This is a genomic window from Buttiauxella ferragutiae (genome assembly GCF_022637515.1).
Classification (GTDB): Bacteria; Pseudomonadota; Gammaproteobacteria; order Enterobacterales; family Enterobacteriaceae; genus Buttiauxella; species Buttiauxella ferragutiae.
The window spans coordinates 692,034-711,776 of sequence record NZ_CP093332.1; the positions used below are offsets into that span (position 1 = coordinate 692,034).

Here is a 19,743-nt window from a genome sequence, read left to right on the forward strand (position 1 = left end):
TGCACTGCGAGCACGACTAATGCGCGGTGGTTGCGCATGTTCCATTAGATTGCAGGCGAATAATACACAGAATATATCAGTTTCGCGTTCAGTTCCTGACGATGTGTTGCTGCGGTTGCGCCTGAATGACGTCGTGATATCATCAAGCCAGACCGGTTACATCCCCCTAACAAGTTACACCTAACGAGAAACACTATCATGACGGATAAATTGACCTCCCTGCGTCAGCTAACCACAGTTGTGGCGGACACCGGGGATATTGCGGCAATGAAGCTGTATCAACCGCAAGATGCTACCACCAACCCATCTCTGATCCTGAACGCTGCGCAAATTCCTGAATACCGCAAACTGATTGATGATGCGGTTGCATGGGCGCGTGAGCAAAGCAGCGATCGTGCACAACAAGTTGTGGATGCAACTGACAAGCTTGCGGTGAATATTGGTCTGGAAATCCTCAAACTGATCCCTGGTCGCATTTCTACTGAAGTTGATGCGCGTCTGTCTTACGACACCGATGCCAGCATCACCAAAGCAAAACGTCTGATCAAAATGTATAACGATGCGGGCATCAGCAATGACCGTATCCTGATCAAACTGGCTTCTACCTGGCAGGGCATTCGTGCTGCTGAACAGCTGGAGCAAGAAGGTATCAACTGTAACCTGACGCTGCTGTTCTCCTTCGCTCAGGCTCGTGCTTGTGCTGAAGCTGGCGTGTTCCTGATTTCTCCATTCGTGGGCCGTATCCTCGACTGGTACAAAACCAATACCGATAAGAAAGAGTACGCTGCGCACGAAGATCCAGGTGTGGTTTCTGTTTCTGAAATCTACCAGTACTACAAACAACACGGTTACGAAACCGTCGTTATGGGCGCAAGCTTCCGTAACCTGGGCGAGATTATCGAACTGGCTGGTTGTGACCGTCTGACCATCGCGCCTGCTCTGCTCAAAGAGCTGGCTGAAAGCGAAGGTGCGGTTGAGCGTAAACTGGCTTACACCGGTGAAGTTAAAGCACGCCCTGAGCGTATGACTGAATCCGAGTTCCTGTGGAGCCATAACCAGGATCCAATGGCAGTTGATAAACTGGCTGACGGCATCCGTAAGTTTGCTGTCGACCAGGAAAAACTGGAAAAAATGATCGGCGACCTGCTGTAATCATTGGCGTGACCGGAGTGTTCCGGTCACGCTTTTTAGTGTTTCACCCTGTCTGCAATTCCCTTCGCCGTGTATCATTCCGTTAAGTTTGCTGATTTCCCGGGAATGATATGAATACCTTACGCATTGGCTTAGTTTCGATCTCTGACCGCGCTTCAAGCGGCGTTTATCAAGATAAAGGCATTCCGGCGCTCGTTGCCTGGCTGGAGAAAACCTTAACCACTCCTTTTCAAATAGAAACCCGCTTAATCCCTGATGAACAGCCGCTGATTGAACAAGCGCTGTGTGAGTTGGTGGATGAAATGGCCTGTCATTTGGTGCTTACCACGGGTGGTACGGGGCCGGCGCGTCGCGATGTCACTCCTGACGCAACGCTTGCCATTGCTGACCGTGTGATGCCGGGCTTCGGCGAGCAGATGCGCCAGATCAGCCTGCAGTTTGTGCCAACGGCGATTCTTTCGCGCCAGGTGGGCGTTATCCGTAAGCAGGCGCTAATCCTCAATTTACCTGGCCAGCCAAAATCGATTCAAGAAACGCTTGAAGGCGTTAAAGATGCTGATGGCAAAGTTGTGGTACCGGGTATTTTTGCAAGTGTACCGTATTGTATACAGCTTCTGGATGGTCCTTACATTGAAACAGATACGAATGTCGTAGCATCTTTTCGTCCAAAAAGTGCAATCCGTGAAGTAAATATCTAAAAATAGGTTGTTTGTGACATAAGATGTAGTGGCTCTGGTATGTCGTGTGGGGAACGTTATAGTAAGTTTTGCTTTACAGCAAAATGGAAACTAAAAACCACACTCATCTTTATGCGCAGGTTCTTATGTCACAACAATTGCCGTCAACACCACACACAAGACCTCTGAATCGTCAGGATTACAAAACCCTGACCCTTGCCGCCCTTGGTGGCGCGCTCGAATTCTACGACTTCATCATCTTCGTCTTCTTTGCCACCGTCGTCGGGGCACTGTTCTTCCCCGCGGATATTCCTGAATGGCTACGTCAGCTACAAACGTTCGGCATCTTTGCTGCGGGTTATCTGGCGCGCCCGCTAGGTGGCATCATCATGGCGCACTTTGGTGATCTGGTGGGACGCAAAAAAATGTTCACCCTGAGCATTTTGCTGATGGCGTTGCCGACTCTGGCGATTGGTATGTTGCCGACCTACGAAACTCTCGGCATTGCCGCACCGGTATTACTGCTGTTGATGCGCGTTCTTCAAGGGGCGGCAATCGGCGGTGAAGTGCCGGGCGCCTGGGTGTTTGTTGCCGAGCACGTACCTTATAAACGTATCGGCATCGCCTGTGGCACGTTAACTGCTGGTTTAACTGCCGGGATTTTGCTGGGTTCCGTTGTCGCCACCATTATTAATACTTCGATGACGCAGCAGGCGATTCATGATGGCGGCTGGCGTATTCCGTTCTTCTTAGGCGGTATTTTCGGGCTGGTGGCGATGTACTTGCGCCGCTGGTTGCAAGAGACGCCGATTTTTATTGAGATGCAGCAACGTAAAGCACTGGCAGAAGAGTTGCCGTTGAAATCCGTCATCGTGAACCATAAAAAGGCTGTCGTGGTTTCGATGCTGCTGACCTGGTTGCTGTCTGCAGGAATTGTTGTGGTTATTTTGATGGCGCCAACCTGGTTGCAAAAACAGTTGGGCATCGCGCCAGCACTGACGCTTCAGGCAAACAGTATTGCGATTGTGATGTTGTGTATCGGGTGTATCTTAGCCGGGATGATTATCGACCGTATTGGTGCCAGCAAGACCTTTATCATCGGTAGTGTGTTGCTGGCGGTTTGTAGCTGGATGTTCTATCACCTGACGGCGAGCCATCCTGAATATTTGTTCTTCTTATATGGCCTGGTTGGTTTGAGCGTTGGAGTGGTAGGTGCGGTGCCATACGTAATGGTCAGGGCATTCCCGGCAGAAGTGCGGTTTAGTGGGATTTCGTTCTCTTATAATATGTCTTATGCCATTTTCGGTGGTCTGACACCTATCTTTGTCACCATGTTGTCGGCAGTATCACCGATGGCGCCTGCCTGGTATGTGCTGGCACTGGCAATGGTTGGCCTGGCACTGGGAATTTGGCTGAGAAATGATTTAACGCATGAAGGGAAGGTGGTTGAAAGACCGCTGCAACATTCATAAAAAACGCGGAGCCTGGCTCCGCGTTTTTGTCTTCTGGCTCGTTGCTTGCCGGAATTAGTGTTTTTCACCAATTGGCAGCACGGTACGGCCAAACTGCTCGTTGAGCACTTCGCCCATCGCCAGGTAAATGGCGCTAGCACCACAAACCAGACCGATCCAACCCGCAACGCGCACGATGCTTTCGTTATCAACCAGGTGGCCAATAGCCAGTAGGGCAAACAGAACTGTCAGGCTAGCAAACACGAACTGCAGCATGCGGTTAGCTTGCAGGGTGCCGAAGAACATGAACAGAGTGAAGACACCCCACAGGCCGAGATACGCGCCAAGGAAGTGTGCGTTTGCCGCGTCTGCAAGACCCATCTTAGGCATGATCAGAATGGCGACCAGAGTCAGCCAGAAAGAGCCATAAGAAGTGAATGCTGTCAGGCCGAAAGTATTACCTTTCTTGAATTCCAGCAGGCCGGCAAAAATTTGCGCGATACCACCGTAAAAAATACCCATTGCAAGAATGTTGACATCCATAGGGAAGATGCCGGTGTTATGCAGGTTGAGCAGGATGGTGGTCATGCCGAAGCCCATCAAGCCCAGGGGAGCTGGATTAGCCAACTTAGTGTTGCCCATAGTTCCTCTAAAATTCGTCTGAAAATGGATATATGTGAGCGCCGCATAACCGCTAAAGGGCAGCGGGGCGCGGCATCATAATCAGGTGAAGGGCGCGAGTCTATGATCTAAACAGGTGTGAAGATGAAAATTTTTTTTACCTTGCCCCTTGATGGCGAGCTTAGTGACCCCATCTTGTATCCAACCGCAGTTGATGAGCCTGCAAAAAAAGCACGTTTGGGCAGTTGAAAGACTCTTGTTTGCCCGCATAACAGGTTCACAACCACATGACGAACAAATTTTAAGTGGAGACGTTTAGATGGGTAAAATTATTGGCATCGACCTGGGTACTACCAACTCTTGTGTAGCAATTATGGATGGTACTACTGCACGTGTGCTGGAGAACGCCGAGGGCGACCGCACCACTCCTTCTATTATTGCTTATACGCAGGATGGTGAGATTCTGGTAGGTCAGCCGGCTAAACGTCAGGCAGTGACTAACCCGCAGAACACTCTGTTCGCGATCAAACGCCTGATTGGCCGTCGCTTCCAGGATGAAGAAGTGCAGCGTGATGAAGCCATCATGCCGTACAAAATTATTGGCGCTGATAACGGCGATGCATGGATTGACGTTAAAGGCCAGAAAATGGCACCTCCGCAGATCTCTGCTGAAGTGTTGAAGAAAATGAAGAAAACCGCTGAAGATTACCTGGGCGAACCAGTAACTGAAGCTGTTATCACCGTTCCTGCGTACTTCAACGATGCACAGCGTCAGGCAACGAAAGATGCTGGCCGTATCGCAGGTCTGGAAGTAAAACGTATCATCAACGAACCAACCGCAGCCGCTCTGGCTTACGGTCTGGATAAAGAAGTTGGCAACCGTACTATCGCGGTTTACGACTTGGGTGGTGGTACTTTCGATATCTCTATTATCGAAATCGACGAAGTTGATGGCGAGAAAACCTTCGAAGTTCTGGCAACCAACGGTGATACCCACCTGGGTGGTGAAGACTTCGATAGCCGTCTGATCAACTACTTAGTGGAAGAGTTCAAGAAAGATCAAGGTATCGATCTGCGTAACGATCCACTGGCTATGCAGCGTCTGAAAGAAGCTGCTGAAAAAGCGAAAATTGAGCTGTCTTCTGCTCAGCAGACCGACGTGAATCTGCCGTACATCACTGCAGATGCAACTGGTCCAAAACACATGAACATCAAAGTGACTCGTGCAAAACTGGAATCCCTGGTCGAAGACCTGGTAAACCGTTCTATCGAGCCGCTGAAAGTTGCGCTGCAAGATGCTGGCCTGTCTGTATCCGATATCCAGGACGTTATCCTGGTCGGTGGTCAGACTCGTATGCCAATGGTGCAGAAGAAAGTGACTGAGTTCTTCGGTAAAGAACCACGTAAAGACGTTAACCCGGACGAAGCTGTTGCAATCGGTGCTGCTGTTCAGGGTGGTGTGCTTGCTGGTGACGTGACTGACGTACTGCTGCTGGACGTTACCCCGTTGTCTCTGGGTATCGAAACCATGGGCGGTGTGATGACTTCACTGATCAACAAAAACACCACAATCCCGACTAAGCACAGCCAGGTGTTCTCTACCGCTGAAGACAACCAGTCTGCGGTGACCATCCATGTGATTCAGGGTGAGCGTAAACGTGCAGCTGATAACAAATCTCTGGGTCAGTTCAACCTGGATGGTATCAGCCCGGCACCACGTGGTATGCCGCAAGTCGAAGTCACCTTCGACATCGATGCGGATGGTATTCTGCACGTGTCTGCGAAAGACAAAAACAGCGGTAAAGAACAGAAGATTACTATCAAGGCATCTTCTGGTCTGAACGAAGAAGAAATCCAGAAAATGGTGCGTGATGCAGAAGCTAACGCCGAAGCTGACCGTAAGTTCGAAGAACTGGTTCAGACTCGCAACCAGGGTGACCACCTGATGCACAGCACTCGTAAGCAAGTTGAAGAAGCGGGCGACAAACTGCCAGCTGACGACAAAACTGCTATTGAGTCTGCATTGAGCGCGCTGGAAACTTCTTTGAAAGGCGAAGACAAAGCTGACATCGAAGCGAAAATGCAGGCTCTGGCGCAAGTTTCTCAGAAACTGATGGAACTGGCTCAGGCACAGCACGCTGAACAACAAGCGGGTAACGCGACTGATGCTGGCAACGCAGCTGGCAAAGACGACGACGTTGTTGACGCTGAGTTCGAAGAAGTTAAAGACAAAAAATAATCGCCCTTTTATTCATATTCGAAATAATTCGAGTTGCAGGTAGGCGGCAAGGGAGTGAATCCCCAGGAGCTTACTAAAGTAAGTGACTGGGGTGAATGAGCGCAGCCAACACCCCTGCAGCTCGAAGAATGATGAATAGAGCGGTTGGTAACTGGCACGGGCGTTGAGGTTTTCCTCTGCGCCCGTGCCCGCATGTTAGGGGCAGACAAAAAAGATGGCGAAGAGAGACTATTACGAGGTTTTAGGCGTTCCGAAAAACGCGGAAGAGCGTGAAATCAAGAAAGCCTATAAACGCCTGGCAATGAAGTTCCACCCGGATCGTAATCAGGGTGACAAAGAGTCCGAGGCGAAGTTTAAAGAAATTAAAGAAGCCTACGAAATCCTTACCGACGAACAAAAACGTGCAGCCTACGACCAGTATGGTCATGCCGCGTTTGAACAGGGTGGTATGGGTGGCGGCGGTCACGGCGGATTTGGTGGCGGTGGTGCTGACTTCGGCGATATCTTTGGCGACGTATTCGGCGATATCTTCGGTGGTGGCCGTCGTCAACGCGCTTCCCGTGGTGCCGATTTACGCTACAACATGGACTTAACGCTGGAAGAAGCGGTTCGTGGCGTCACCAAAGAGATCCGCATTCCAACACTCGAAGAGTGTGGCGTTTGCCACGGTAGCGGCGCGAAAGCGGGATCTAAACCGCAGACTTGCCCGACTTGTCATGGGCAAGGCCAGGTGCAGATGCGCCAGGGCTTCTTCACAGTGCAGCAAAGCTGCCCGCACTGCCAGGGTCGTGGTTCGATTATTAAAGATCCGTGCAATACCTGCCATGGCCATGGTCGTGTAGAAAAAACCAAAACCCTGTCCGTGAAGATCCCGGCGGGCGTGGATACCGGCGATCGTATTCGTCTTGCTGGTGAAGGTGAAGCAGGCGAACACGGAGCACCATCAGGTGATTTGTACGTTCAGGTTCAGGTCAAACAGCACCCAATCTTTGAGCGTGAAGGCAATAACCTGTATTGCGAAGTGCCAATTAACTTTGCAATGGCGGCGTTGGGTGGTGAGATTGAAGTGCCAACCCTGGATGGTCGTGTGAACCTGAAAGTACCTGGTGAAACGCAAACTGGCAAATTGTTCAGAATGCGTGGCAAAGGGGTGAAATCCGTACGTGGCGGGGCTCAGGGCGACCTGTTATGCCGCGTTGTGGTGGAAACACCTGTCAGCCTGAACGAAAAGCAGAAGCAGTTGCTGCGCGATCTGGCTGAAAGTTTTGGTGGGCCAAGCGGTGAAAAGAACAGTCCGCGTTCAAAGAATTTCTTTGATGGCGTGAAGAAATTCTTTGATGACTTAACCCGCTAAACTTCACACTCCTTTGTGTAGCGCCAAAGCCTGAATCGAATATTTTTGATTCAGGCTTTTTTATGCGCCGAATTTGATTAGCTCAATTAACATTCAAATTCGATTTTTTCGAGTTATTCGTGACATATAATCTACTTTTATCGAGGTATTGGTTGGGTTATGCTTAATACATATTAATGCCCTAAATGTTTAAGGCAGTAAAAATAAGTTGGGTGAAATAATGACAAAAAAACTAAAACGCTTTTTCCATAGCGATGCCTCAAGCGGTATCTTTTTAATCCTTGCAGCAGTTCTGGCAATGGTTCTTGCTAATCTGGGTTCCACCAGCGAGTTGTATCAATCATTTCTGAATACACCGGTTGAAGTTCGCATCGGTTCACTGGATATCAGTAAAAACCTGTTGTTGTGGGTGAATGATGCGTTGATGGCGATCTTCTTTCTGATGATTGGCCTTGAAGTAAAACGCGAAATGGTGAGTGGATCGCTTGCCAGCATGCGCCAGGCGTCATTCCCGGTCATTGCTGCTCTGGGGGGGATGGTTGTCCCTGCGGCAATTTACCTGTTGTTCAACTTCCAGGACCCAATCACTCGTGAAGGTTGGGCGATTCCCGCAGCAACAGATATTGCCTTCGCGCTGGGTATTCTGGCGTTGCTGGGCAATCGAGTGCCGGTAGCATTGAAAGTATTCCTGATGGCACTGGCTATCATCGATGACCTGGGCGCGATTGTTATCATTGCCCTGTTCTACACCAATGATCTTTCTATGCTTTCGTTGGCTGTTGCAGCAGGTGCTATCGCAGTTCTGGCATTACTGAATATCTTCAACGTACGTCGCACCGGGCTGTACATTTTGGTCGGCGTAGTGTTATGGACGGCGGTGTTAAAATCGGGCGTACACGCAACGCTTGCTGGGGTAATTATTGGTTTCCTTATTCCGCTCAAAGACGAAAAAGGCCGTTCCCCAGCAAAAGAACTCGAGCATGTGCTTCATCCTTGGGTCGCGTTCTTGATTCTGCCGCTGTTTGCTTTCGCCAATGCCGGTGTGTCGTTAAGTGGAGTCACATTTGCAGGGTTGACCTCACTGCTACCAATGGGAATTATGGCGGGTCTGTTTATCGGCAAGCCGCTGGGTATTAGCCTGTTTTGCTGGGCGGCTCTCAAATTGAAGTTGGCGACCTTGCCAGAAGGGACGACGTGCAAGGAAATTATGGCGGTGGGCGTACTGTGTGGCATTGGTTTCACGATGTCTATCTTCATCGCTTCACTGGCGTTTGATGGCGCTGACCCGGCACTCATTACCTGGGCGAAACTGGGTATTCTGTTGGGGTCGCTGTTCTCGGCTGTGGTTGGCTACTGGATGTTGAGAAGCCGCTTCAGCCCACAACACCAACACAATTAATATTTCCACTAACGGCTCCTCAGGAGCCGTTATCTCATGGACTGTTGATCAGGGAGCGAAAACCGTATGTCACACATCAATTACAATCATCTCTACTACTTCTGGCATGTTTGCAAAGAAGGTTCAGTTGTTGGAGCTGCGGAAGCACTTTATTTAACGCCGCAGACCATCACCGGTCAGATCAAAGCATTAGAAGAACGCCTGCAAGGTAAACTCTTCCGCCGTCAGGGCCGTGGCCTGGTGCCTTCTGAATTGGGGCAGCTCGTTTTCCGTTATGCGGATCGTATGTTTACTTTAAGCCAGGAAATGCTGGATATCGTTAACTATCGCAAAGAGTCCAGCTTGTTGTTTGATGTGGGTATTGCGGATGCGTTGTCAAAACGCCTGGTGAGTGGTGTGCTTGATGCGGCTGTCGTTGAAGATGAGCAAATCCACCTGCGCTGTTTCGAATCAACTCACGAAATGCTGCTTGAGCAACTCAGCCAGCATAAACTCGATATGATTATCTCGGATTGCCCGATTGACTCAACTCAGCAAGAAGGGCTGTTCTCGGTGAAAATTGGCGAATGCGGCATTAGCTTCTGGAGCCAGAATCCAGTACCCGATTTACCTTTCCCTGCATGCCTTGAAACCCGACGGTTGCTGATTCCTGGCCGTCGTTCAATGTTAGGGCGCAAGATCCTGAACTGGATTAACACTCAAGGACTGAACGTCGAAATTCTGGGTGAGTTTGATGATGCGGCGCTAATGAAAGCCTTTGGTGCGGCACACAATGCGATATTTGTCGCACCGACGCTTTACGGTGAAGACACCTACAAAGATGAGAGCATTGTTGAAATCGGGCGCGTTGAGAATGTGATGGAAGAATATCACGCGATATTTGCCGAACGTATGATTCAGCATCCGGCGGTTCAGCGCGTATGTAACCGTGATTACTCAGCCCTGTTCAAAGAGGCCTGAATTGCAGACATAAAAAAACCGGCATAAGCCGGTTTTTTTTAAGCTAACAACAAGTTGGCAATTAAGCCAGTTTGTTGATTTGCGCTACAAGGTTAGCCTTATGGCGCGCAGCTTTGTTTTTGTGGATCAGACCTTTGCTAGCCTGACGATCCACGATTGGTTGCATTTCGTTAAATGCTTTCTGTGCAGCAGCTTTGTCGCCAGTTTCAATCGCTGCGTATACTTTCTTGATGAAAGTACGCATCATAGAGCGACGGCTTGCGTTGTGCTTACGAGCCTTTTCAGACTGTACAGCACGTTTCTTAGCTGATTTGATATTAGCCAAGGTCCAACTCCCAAATATGATCTGTGTAGACAATTCAAAGGCCGAGGAATATGCCCTCTTAGCCTTCTTTTGTCAATGGATTTGTGCAAATAAGCGCCGTTAAATTTTCGGTGCCTCTTACGTTGTGATGGCGCGGATTCTAACAGCTTCATGGTCATGAATACAGCTTTAAGCAACAAAAATCGTCCAGTGATGCGCATCTATGTAGAAACTCAGTGCCAGTTCGATGAAATCCTTAATGCTTTATGTCTAAGGGTACAATCGCCGGTTAACCTTCACCGCGGTAATTGATATAATCCGCCGATTTCCACTGTCTTGAGCCAGCCATGAAGCTGATACGCGGCATACATAATCTACGCCAGAACCACCACGGGTGTGTCCTCACCATTGGTAATTTTGATGGTGTTCATCGAGGCCACAAGTCCCTGTTAAAAGGGCTATGTGCCCAAGGGCGTGCGCGCAATCTGCCGGTGATGGTCATGATCTTTGAACCGCAACCGCTTGAGTTGTTCGCGGGCGATAAGGCTCCTGCGCGCCTGACACGTCTGCGCGAAAAGCTGCGTTATCTGGCCGAATGTGGTGTGGACTACGTGCTGTGCGTGCGCTTCGATCGTCGTTTTGCTGCCTTCACTGCGCAAAACTTCGTCAGCGATCTGTTGGTCAACCGCCTCGGGGTAAAATTTCTCGCGGTGGGGGATGATTTCCGCTTTGGTGCTGGTCGCCAGGGGGATTTCTTGTTATTACAGAAGGCAGGCGTTGAATATGGCTTTGACGTCACCAGTACGCAAACTTTCTGTGAAGGCGGTGTGCGCATCAGCAGCACAGCGGTGCGTCAGGCTCTGGCTGAAGACGACTTAGCACTTGCCGAAAGTTTACTGGGTCATCCGTTTAGCATCTCCGGGCGAGTTGTCCACGGTGATGAACTGGGAAGAACCATTGGTTTCCCAACGGCGAATTTACCGTTGCGTCGTCAGGTTTCCCCGGTAAAAGGGGTGTTTGCGGTAGAAGTCGCAGGCCTTGGCGATAAACTGCTGCCGGGCGTTGCCAATATAGGCACGCGGCCAACGGTGTCGGGTCTGCGCCAACAGCTGGAAGTCCATTTGCTGGACGTTGCAATGGACTTATATGGGCACCATATAGATGTGGTGCTGCGTAAAAAAATACGCAATGAACAACGGTTTGCTTCACTTGATGAACTGAAAGCGCAAATCGCCAAAGATGTGGTAACCACCCGCGAATTTTTTGGGTCTAAGACCTGAGCAAGCTAACTACGGAACCGAGAATCTAATGAGTGACTTTAAATCTACCCTGAATTTGCCGGAAACAGGGTTCCCGATGCGTGGCGATCTCGCTAAACGTGAACCGGGCATGCTGGCTCGCTGGAATGATGATGACCTGTACGGCATCATCCGTAATGCAAAGAAAGGCAAAAAATCCTTCATTCTGCATGATGGCCCTCCATACGCGAACGGCAGCATTCACATTGGTCACTCCGTTAACAAGATTCTGAAAGACATTATCGTTAAGTCCAAAGGGCTTTCTGGTTTTGACTCGCCGTATGTTCCAGGTTGGGACTGCCACGGTCTGCCAATCGAGCTGAAAGTAGAACAGCTGATTGGCAAACCGGGTGAGAAAGTCTCCGCCGCTGAATTCCGTGCGGCGTGCCGCAAATACGCCGCAGAGCAGGTTGATGGCCAACGTGCCGACTTTATCCGTCTGGGTGTGCTGGGCGACTGGTCACGTCCTTACCTGACCATGGATTTCAAAACCGAAGCGAACATCATTCGTGCGCTGGGTAAAATCGTCGGTAACGGCCACCTGCATAAAGGGGCTAAACCTGTGCACTGGTGCGTCGACTGTCGTTCGGCCCTGGCTGAAGCGGAAGTTGAGTATTACGACAAAACCTCTCCTTCTATCTTCGTTAACTTCCAGGCTGTCGATGCTGATGCCGTGAAAGCGAAATTCGGTGCCACGCAAGTTAATGGCCCAGTTTCGATGGTTATCTGGACCACCACTCCGTGGACGCTGCCTGCTAACCGCGCAGTTTCTCTGAACGCAGAATTCGAATATGTGCTGGTGCAGGTTGATGGCCAGACGCTGATCGTCGCCAAAGACTTGCTCGAAAGCGTAATGAAGAGCGCGGCAATCGTCGAGTGGACAGTTCTGGGTACTGCCAAAGGCGCAGACCTGGAATTATTGCGCTTCAAGCATCCGTTCTTAGATTTCGACGTGCCAGCTATTCTGGGTGAGCACGTAACCCTTGAAGCCGGTACTGGTGCGGTGCACACAGCTGGTGGTCACGGTCCTGACGACTACGTTATCAGCCAGAAATACAATCTGGAAATTGCCAACCCGGTTGGCCCGGACGGTTGCTACCTGCCTGGTACCTATGAAGGTCTGGATGGCGTTCAGGTGTTTAAAGCTAACGACCTGATCGTTAACATCCTGCGTGATAAAGGCGTCTTGCTGCACGTTGAAAAACTGCTGCACAGCTACCCGCACTGCTGGCGTCACAAAACGCCAATCATCTTCCGTGCCACTCCGCAGTGGTTCATCAGCATGGATCAAAAAGGCCTGCGCGCGCAGTCTCTGAAAGAGATCAAAGGCGTGCAGTGGATCCCAGACTGGGGTCAGGCGCGTATTGAATCAATGGTCGCTAACCGCCCGGACTGGTGTATCTCTCGCCAGCGTACATGGGGCGTGCCGATGTCGATGTTCGTCCACAAAGACACTGAAGAGCTGCACCCGCGCACGCTGGAACTGATGGAAGAAGTGGCGAAGCGTGTTGAACAAGACGGCATCCAGGCGTGGTGGGATCTCGACCCGCGCGACATCCTTGGTGACGACGCTGATAACTACACCAAAGTGCCAGACACTTTAGATGTGTGGTTCGACTCCGGTTCAACGCATTCATCGGTTGTTGATGTGCGCCCTGAATTCAGCGGCCACGCGGCAGACATGTATCTGGAAGGTTCGGATCAGCATCGCGGCTGGTTCATGTCTTCACTGATGATTTCGACAGCGATGAAAGGCAAAGCGCCTTACCGCCAGGTACTGACTCACGGTTTCACCGTTGATGGTCAGGGCCGCAAAATGTCTAAATCCATCGGTAACACCGTTTCTCCGCAGGACGTGATGAACAAATTGGGCGCCGATATTCTGCGTCTGTGGGTAGCATCAACGGATTACACCGGCGAAATTGCTGTGTCCGATGAGATCCTGAAACGTGCTGCCGACTCTTATCGTCGTATCCGTAACACCGCGCGTTTCCTGCTGGCGAACCTTAATGGTTTCAATCCAGAAACCGATATGGTGAAACCGGAAGAAATGGTTGTACTGGATCGCTGGGCCGTCAGCTGTGCGCAAGAAGCACAAGCCGATATCCTTGCCGCTTATGAAAACTACGATTTCCACGAAGTTGTGCAACGCCTGATGCGTTTCTGCTCCATCGAAATGGGCTCGTTCTATCTCGATATCATCAAAGACCGCCAGTACACTGCGAAGTCCGACAGCGTAGCGCGTCGTAGCTGCCAGACCGCTCTGTTCCACATTGCAGAAGCGCTGGTTCGCTGGATGGCACCTATCATGTCCTTCACCGCCGATGAAATCTGGGCGTTCCTGCCAGGCAACCGTGAGAAATATGTCTTCACCGGTGAATGGTACGAAGGTCTGTTCGGTCTGGCTGACAGCGAAACGATGAACAATGATTACTGGGACACGCTGTTAACCGTGCGTGGCGAAGTGAACAAAGTTATCGAACAAGCACGTGCTGATAAGCGTGTGGGCGGTTCTCTGGAAGCTGATGTGACTCTGTTTGCCGACAGCGAACTGGCAGCGAAGCTCAACAGCCTCGGTGATGAATTGCGATTTGTCTTGTTGACCTCGGGTGCAGCAGTTGCCGATTATGCACAGGCAACTGAAGACGCGCAGCAAAGCGAAATCCTCAAAGGATTGAAAGTTGCTCTGCGTAAAGCTGACGGTGAAAAATGCCCGCGTTGCTGGCATTACACCACCGACGTCGGCCTGGTGGCGGAACACGCAGAAATCTGTGGCCGCTGTGTAACTAACGTAGCCGGTGACGGCGAAAAGCGTAAATTTGCCTGATGAGTAAATCGATTTGTTCGACCGGCCTGAGCTGGCTGTGGCTTGTGGTGGTGGTACTGATCATCGATCTTGGCAGCAAATACCTGATCCTCCAGCATTTCATGCTGGGGGACACCGTATCCCTGTTCCCATCGCTGAATCTGCACTACGCCCGTAACTACGGCGCTGCGTTTAGTTTCCTTGCGGATAAAGGCGGCTGGCAGCGCTGGTTCTTTGCGGGTATTGCTATCGGCATATGCGTGATTTTAGCGGTAATGATGTATCGCTCAAAAGCGACGCAGAAGCTGCATAACATCGCCTATGCTTTAATCATCGGCGGCGCACTCGGCAACTTGTTTGACCGTTTATGGCATGGCTTTGTGGTCGACATGATCGATTTCTATGTCGGCGACTGGCACTTCGCCACGTTTAATCTGGCCGATACGGCTATCTGTATCGGTGCGGCGCTGATTGTTCTGGAGGGGTTCTTTGTCTCCTCCGACAAGCCCGCTAAGCAAAAAGGGTAACCCATGGCTGAGTCTATCCAGGCTAATAGCAGAGTTTTCGTGCATTTCACGCTGAAACTCGAAGATGGCTCCACCGCCGAGTCGACCCGCAACAACGGCAAACCGGCACTCTTCACGCTGGGTGACGAAACACTGTCGCCAGGCATGGAAGACCAGCTAGTCGGTTTGAAAGCAGGGGACAAAAAAGCGTTCTCTCTGGCACCGGAATCGGCGTTTGGTATTCCAAGCCCGGACATGATCCAGTATTTCTCTCGTCGTGAATTTATTGACGCGGGTGAACCGGTACCGGGTGCCATTATGTTGTTTACTGCAATGGATGGCAGCGAGATGCCAGGTGTAGTACGTGAAGTTAACGGCGATTCCATCACCGTTGACTTTAACCACCCACTTGCCGGGCAAACCATTCATTTTGATATCGAAGTACTGGAAATTGACCCGGTACTGGAGGCGTTGAATGCAGATCCTGTTGGCTAACCCTCGTGGCTTTTGTGCCGGGGTAGACCGCGCTATCAGCATTGTTGAAAACGCGCTGGCCATATACGGCGCGCCGATTTATGTCCGTCACGAAGTGGTGCACAACCGTTACGTGGTTGATAGCCTGCGGGAACGCGGGGCGATTTTCATCGAGCAGATCAGTGAAGTGCCTGATGGCGCAATCCTGATTTTCTCAGCACATGGTGTTTCTCAAGCAGTACGCAGTGAAGCCAAAGGCCGTGATTTAACGGTGTTTGATGCGACCTGCCCGTTGGTGACCAAAGTGCATATGGAAGTGGCTCGCGCCAGTCGTCGTGGTGAGGAATCCATTCTGATTGGCCATGCTGGCCATCCGGAAGTGGAGGGCACCATGGGCCAGTACAGTAACCCGAAAGGGGGCATGTACCTGGTGGAATCGCCGGAAGATGTCAGCAAGCTGGATGTGAAAAACGAAAATAAACTTTCGTTTATGACCCAGACCACACTCTCTGTAGATGACACTTCTGACGTGATTGACGCGCTGCGTACCCGCTTCCCGAATATTATCGGTCCGCGTAAAGACGACATTTGCTACGCCACCACCAACCGCCAGGAAGCGGTCCGTGCGTTGGCTGACGAAGCAGATGTGGTGCTGGTAGTTGGCTCGAAAAACTCGTCCAACTCCAACCGTCTTGCTGAACTGGCGCAACGCATGGGCAAAGCGGCGTACCTGATTGACGACGCAGCGGACATCCAGGAAGAGTGGGTAAAAGACGCTATTTGTGTTGGGGTGACGGCAGGGGCATCAGCCCCCGACATTCTGGTGCAAAACGTTCTGGCTCGCCTGCGTGAACTCGGCGGTAGCGACACCCGTGAACTGGTAGGGCGCGAAGAAAACATCGTTTTCGAAGTTCCGCGTGAGCTGCGTGTGGATGTGAAAGAAGTGTAGGGTGGATAAGCGGTAGCGTCATCCACCATTTACGCCTGTTATTGCAGATAAAAGTGTCGGATGACGCTGCGCTTATCCGACCTACGAAGACGTTTGTCATCAGTTTCGGGGGAGCATTTGCTCCCCTTTTTCCTTACGCGTCGTCCTCATCCTGCATAATCGCACTGCGCCCGCCATCCATCACAATTGTCGTTCCGGCAATAAACCCGGCTTTATCGCTGGATAAGAACAGGCACAAATCGCCGACTTCCTCGGCACGCCCAATGCGGCCTACCGGGTGTTTGCGAATAGTTTTGTCGCGGGCGGCTTTGCCATCGGCATGCGAGTCAAACCAGACCTGATTGCCGTCGGTGTCGATAAAACCAGGCGCGATACCCACGGTGCGAATTTCTGGCCCCCATTCGATAGTCAGGCTTTGCACCAGTGAAAGCAGGGCGCGCTTGCTGATGTTATACGGCGCGCAGCCAGGCATGGTTGAAAACGCATGATTCGAGGTGATCACCAGGATCGTCCCTTTGCTTTTTTGCAGCGCCGGGCGGGCGCATTTCGCCAGATACCAGTGCGACCGCAAATTCAGATCGAAGTTATGCGCCCAATCGCTCTCTTCACAATCGATCCCTTTAAAGACGTTTTTACCGGCGTTAGACACCACCACATCAATGCGGCCGAACAGCTTTTCGGCATCAATAACGAATTGCTTAATAGACTCCGTTTTGGTCACGTCGACGGAAAAATAGAAATAGCGTTCGGGATATTCAGCCAGCATCTTTTGGGCATTTGGCGCTCTTTCCTGCGCTGAAAAAGCACAACCGATAACAATATCGCCATTGCTCAGAAAGGTCTGTGCAATGGCCTGGCCGATACCCTGGCTGGTTCCGGTAACAATCACAACGCGTGCTGATTTTTGACTGCTCATTTCGTTAACCTCAAAAAGCTAAGCTTAGAGTTGGAATTCGTTCAGGAAGCGATCAAGGGTCTGATGGTCTTCCGTAGAAAGCTGCCAGCCCGGCTTGCGGCAATAATCGCTGGCAATAATCCCACGTCGTTGCAGCAGGGTTTTCTCAACCTGAATGATGTATTCGCAGTGCGTCATCCAGCGCTGGATATACGGCAACAACGCCTGATGTAACGCCTCGGCTTGCGCCGTTTCGCCCCGTTGCCAGTGCTGGTAAATCCGCACATAAACCTCGGTAAACGAACAACCCGGCATCACACCTTTTCCGCCTGCCGCCAGCATTTGCAGCATATACAGCCCGGCATAACCGTTCAGCACGCTGGCCTGTGGTGCCAGTTTCAGAAACTCGCGGGTGTAGTCTACGGGCGGGTTACACTCGATTTTGAATACCGCATGCGGATAACGAGCCGCGACAGTTGCCAGTTGTTCCGGCGTAATCGGTAGGCCGGTTTCACCCGGCGCGTACTGAACCATGACCGGAATATCCACCGCTTCCAGCACGGCAAAAATATGTTCCTGAATGGCCTGTGGATTAGGGCTAAGGAAGAACGGTGGCAGTAGCATCAGCGCATCCACACCTAATTTGGCGTAGTCACGCGCACGTTTTATCGCCAGCTCAGTGCTGTGATCGGTCACCGACATCGCCCGATAAAGCGGGCTTCCTGCCAGCGTCGAGACAAACATTTGTGCCAGCCGATCGCGTTCCTGATCGTGCAATTTCGGGAATTCACTGGCGATGCCAAACAGCGTGGTGCCTTGCGCTCCGCTGGTGGAAAGATGCTCCAGCAGGCGCACAAAACTGTGTTCGTCAATTTCACCCGCAGGCGTAAACGGCATCGCGGTAATGGGATTCACGCCACCGATGTCTTGCGCCGTATAGTGCTTAGTCATCAGTCGTCCTCCCGGTCAGCCAGCACCGCGCCTTGCGCGGCAGGCAGCGCCCAGCGGCGATACAAACGTAAGAAGCCGCGAGGCACTTCTTTGTTTACCGGCTGCCAGTTTTCACGGCGTGTTGCCAGCACTTCTTCCGCCACATGCAGCGTCAGCAAGCGTGATGGAATATCAATTGAGATTTCATCGCCGTTTTCCACCAGCCCTAACTCACCGCCATCTACCGCTTCCGGCGAGATATGGCCGACGAACAGCCCACGGTTGGAGCCAGAAAAACGCCCGTCGGTAATCAACGCGCAAGTATCAGAAAGCCCCATGCCTTCCAGCGATTTCATCGGCTTATACATTTCCGGCATCCCCGGTCCGCCTTTCGGGCCTTCGTAGCGCAGCACCAGCACGCTGCCGGGCTGAATCTGGCCGGACATAATCGCTTCTACGGATTCCTGCTCGCTGTTGAACACCACCGCAGGGCCACGGAACACCATCAGGTTTTCCGGAACGGCAGCCGGTTTGACTACGCAACCCAGCGGCGAAAGGTTGCCATGCAGCACGGCGACACCCGCTTCGTTACGCACCGGAATAGCCAGCGTGTGAATCACTTCCGGGCGGCAACTGCGTTTAGTGTCGGCAAGCAACTGGGCTTTAGTTTTACCGGCAACTGTCAGCGCATCCAGGTGCATCAGTTTGCTGATTTCAACTTCTACCGCCTGCACACCACCGGCTTCCCAGAAGTCGATCATGTCGTGCTCGGATGCCGGATACAGCGAGGCGACCAGCGGCACACGGTGGCTGAGCTCATCAAAAGCGGACAGCGGCAGATGGCCTAGCTCGGCTTCGTAATAAATGGCTTGTAGATGCAAAATTGCATTGGTTGAACCGCCGGTTGCCAGCAAATAAACCATCGCGTTATGAATGGATTGCGCGGTAATAATCTGGCGCGCATTCACGCCATTGAGCACCAGTTCCACCGCCTGACGCCCGGTTTCTACGGCGCAATCGCGGCGTTCTTGCGACACCGCAGGCAGCGTACTGCTGCCCGGCAAACTCATACCCAATACTTCACCAATGCAGCACATGGTATTCGCGGTGCCGTACATGGTGCAGGAGCCAGGGCCCGGCTCGGCAATATTCTCGATATGGGCAAACTCTTCTTCGCTGATTTCACCGCGCATCTTCCAGCCGATGGCTTCAGTGACGATATTGCCATCCCAGTGTTTACCTTTGTATTCAGCCGGATACATTGGCCCGCCGTTAACCATAATCGCCGGTATATCTAAACGCGCCGCCGCCATTAACATCGCCGGAACGATTTTGTCGCATGAGCCAAGCAGCACCATGCCGTCAAAACGGTGAGCGCGCATCATCACTTCGATAGACGCGGTAATCACTTCGCGGGCGGCGAGGATATAACGCATCCCCAAATGCCCTTCGGCGATACCGTCACACGGCGCGATGGTGCCAAACACCATGCCCACGCCACCGGCTTCGTCGATGCCTTCCAGCACTTTTGCCGTCAGCTCATTCAGGTTGGCATGGCCCGCCGTAGCATTGGTATAACTGTTCACCACGGCGATTACCGGTTTGCGCAGTTGCTCATCGGTATGCCCCATGGATTTGTATAGCGCACGTTTCAATGCGCCATCATCACCTTCGAGGATCGGGTTGAAATGCGTGCCACAGCTGGCACATCCGCCACATCCGCTCATA

General features: G+C 51.7%; 17 protein-coding genes. 12 read left to right on the forward strand and 5 right to left on the reverse strand.

All coding sequences use genetic code 11. From position 1 onward, the window contains the following. Positions 1-198 precede the first annotated feature (198 nt). The 3 genes from tal to MNO13_RS03240 all read left to right on the forward strand — a co-directional run bounded on the left by tal (position 199) and on the right by MNO13_RS03240 (position 3,301). Positions 199-1,152 (forward strand): transaldolase, encoded by a 954-nt coding sequence (gene tal / locus MNO13_RS03230; RefSeq protein ID WP_241939521.1) that lies wholly within the window; start codon positions 199-201, stop codon positions 1,150-1,152. A gap of 110 nt (positions 1,153-1,262) precedes the next feature. Beyond that, positions 1,263-1,850 (forward strand): molybdopterin adenylyltransferase, encoded by a 588-nt coding sequence (mog, locus tag MNO13_RS03235; RefSeq protein WP_237930064.1) that lies wholly within the window; start codon positions 1,263-1,265, stop codon positions 1,848-1,850. A gap of 125 nt (positions 1,851-1,975) precedes the next feature. After that, positions 1,976-3,301 (forward strand): MFS transporter, encoded by a 1,326-nt coding sequence (locus MNO13_RS03240; protein WP_064543560.1) that lies wholly within the window; start codon positions 1,976-1,978, stop codon positions 3,299-3,301. 54 nt (positions 3,302-3,355) lie between these two features. Here the strand turns inward: MNO13_RS03240 and satP are convergent, their stop codons facing one another. Then, on the reverse strand, positions 3,356-3,922 hold the full coding sequence (satP, locus tag MNO13_RS03245; RefSeq protein ID WP_064543398.1) for an acetate uptake transporter: 567 nt from the start codon (positions 3,920-3,922) through the stop codon (positions 3,356-3,358). A 298-nt stretch (positions 3,923-4,220) separates the two neighbouring features. On the opposite strand from satP, the gene dnaK reads away from it, so the two are divergent. The 4 genes from dnaK (at position 4,221) to nhaR (ending at position 9,853) form a co-directional block, all read left to right on the forward strand. Further along, positions 4,221-6,140 carry a molecular chaperone DnaK gene (gene dnaK, locus MNO13_RS03250; protein ID WP_064543399.1) on the forward strand — a complete coding sequence of 640 codons (1,920 nt, stop codon included), beginning with the start codon at positions 4,221-4,223 and terminating at the stop codon, positions 6,138-6,140. A gap of 214 nt (positions 6,141-6,354) precedes the next feature. Beyond that, positions 6,355-7,494, forward strand: a complete 1,140-nt coding sequence (gene dnaJ / locus MNO13_RS03255; protein WP_064543401.1) for a molecular chaperone DnaJ — start codon at positions 6,355-6,357, stop codon at positions 7,492-7,494. A 220-nt stretch (positions 7,495-7,714) separates the two neighbouring features. Beyond that, positions 7,715-8,893: a Na+/H+ antiporter NhaA gene (gene nhaA / locus MNO13_RS03260; protein WP_064543403.1), complete on the forward strand. Its 1,179-nt coding sequence runs from the start codon at positions 7,715-7,717 to the stop codon at positions 8,891-8,893. Between the two features lie 66 nt (positions 8,894-8,959). Then, positions 8,960-9,853 carry a transcriptional activator NhaR gene (gene nhaR / locus MNO13_RS03265; protein ID WP_064543405.1) on the forward strand — a complete coding sequence of 298 codons (894 nt, stop codon included), beginning with the start codon at positions 8,960-8,962 and terminating at the stop codon, positions 9,851-9,853. A 61-nt stretch (positions 9,854-9,914) separates the two neighbouring features. Here nhaR and rpsT read toward each other — a convergent pair whose 3' ends face one another. Next, positions 9,915-10,178 (reverse strand): 30S ribosomal protein S20, encoded by a 264-nt coding sequence (rpsT, locus tag MNO13_RS03270; protein WP_034459390.1) that lies wholly within the window; start codon positions 10,176-10,178, stop codon positions 9,915-9,917. A 326-nt stretch (positions 10,179-10,504) separates the two neighbouring features. Here rpsT and ribF point away from each other — a divergent pair, with 326 nt between their 5' ends. From ribF to ispH, 5 genes are read left to right on the forward strand one after another with little or no spacing between them, the layout of a single operon-like run. Continuing rightward, on the forward strand, positions 10,505-11,437 hold the full coding sequence (gene ribF / locus MNO13_RS03275; RefSeq protein ID WP_241939522.1) for a bifunctional riboflavin kinase/FAD synthetase: 933 nt from the start codon (positions 10,505-10,507) through the stop codon (positions 11,435-11,437). Between the two features lie 28 nt (positions 11,438-11,465). Beyond that, the gene (gene ileS / locus MNO13_RS03280; RefSeq protein WP_232886410.1) at positions 11,466-14,282 is read left to right on the forward strand and encodes an isoleucine--tRNA ligase; all 2,817 of its coding nucleotides are present in this window, start codon (positions 11,466-11,468) and stop codon (positions 14,280-14,282) included. After that, on the forward strand, positions 14,282-14,788 hold the full coding sequence (gene lspA / locus MNO13_RS03285) for a signal peptidase II (RefSeq protein WP_064543410.1): 507 nt from the start codon (positions 14,282-14,284) through the stop codon (positions 14,786-14,788). Before ileS ends, lspA begins: the two co-directional genes overlap by 1 nt. Positions 14,789-14,791: 3 nt before the next feature. After that, complete coding sequence (gene fkpB, locus MNO13_RS03290; protein WP_064513795.1) at positions 14,792-15,262, forward strand: FKBP-type peptidyl-prolyl cis-trans isomerase; 471 nt, start codon at positions 14,792-14,794, stop codon at positions 15,260-15,262. Further along, positions 15,243-16,190 (forward strand): 4-hydroxy-3-methylbut-2-enyl diphosphate reductase, encoded by a 948-nt coding sequence (ispH, locus tag MNO13_RS03295; RefSeq protein ID WP_121814878.1) that lies wholly within the window; start codon positions 15,243-15,245, stop codon positions 16,188-16,190. The genes fkpB and ispH overlap by 20 nt, the downstream gene beginning before the upstream one ends. A 133-nt stretch (positions 16,191-16,323) precedes the next feature. On the opposite strand, the gene MNO13_RS03300 is transcribed toward ispH, so the two are convergent. The 3 genes from MNO13_RS03300 to ilvD are packed head-to-tail and all read right to left on the reverse strand — an operon-like array spanning position 16,324 to position 19,742. Further along, positions 16,324-17,106: an SDR family NAD(P)-dependent oxidoreductase gene (locus MNO13_RS03300; RefSeq protein ID WP_241939523.1), complete on the reverse strand. Its 783-nt coding sequence runs from the start codon at positions 17,104-17,106 to the stop codon at positions 16,324-16,326. Positions 17,107-17,130: 24 nt separating this feature from the next. Next, positions 17,131-18,036 carry a dihydrodipicolinate synthase family protein gene (locus MNO13_RS03305; RefSeq protein WP_064543426.1) on the reverse strand — a complete coding sequence of 302 codons (906 nt, stop codon included), beginning with the start codon at positions 18,034-18,036 and terminating at the stop codon, positions 17,131-17,133. Then, positions 18,036-19,742: a dihydroxy-acid dehydratase gene (ilvD, locus tag MNO13_RS03310; RefSeq protein ID WP_241940040.1), complete on the reverse strand. Its 1,707-nt coding sequence runs from the start codon at positions 19,740-19,742 to the stop codon at positions 18,036-18,038. The genes MNO13_RS03305 and ilvD overlap by 1 nt, the downstream gene beginning before the upstream one ends. Between the last annotated feature and the right edge of the window lies 1 nt (position 19,743).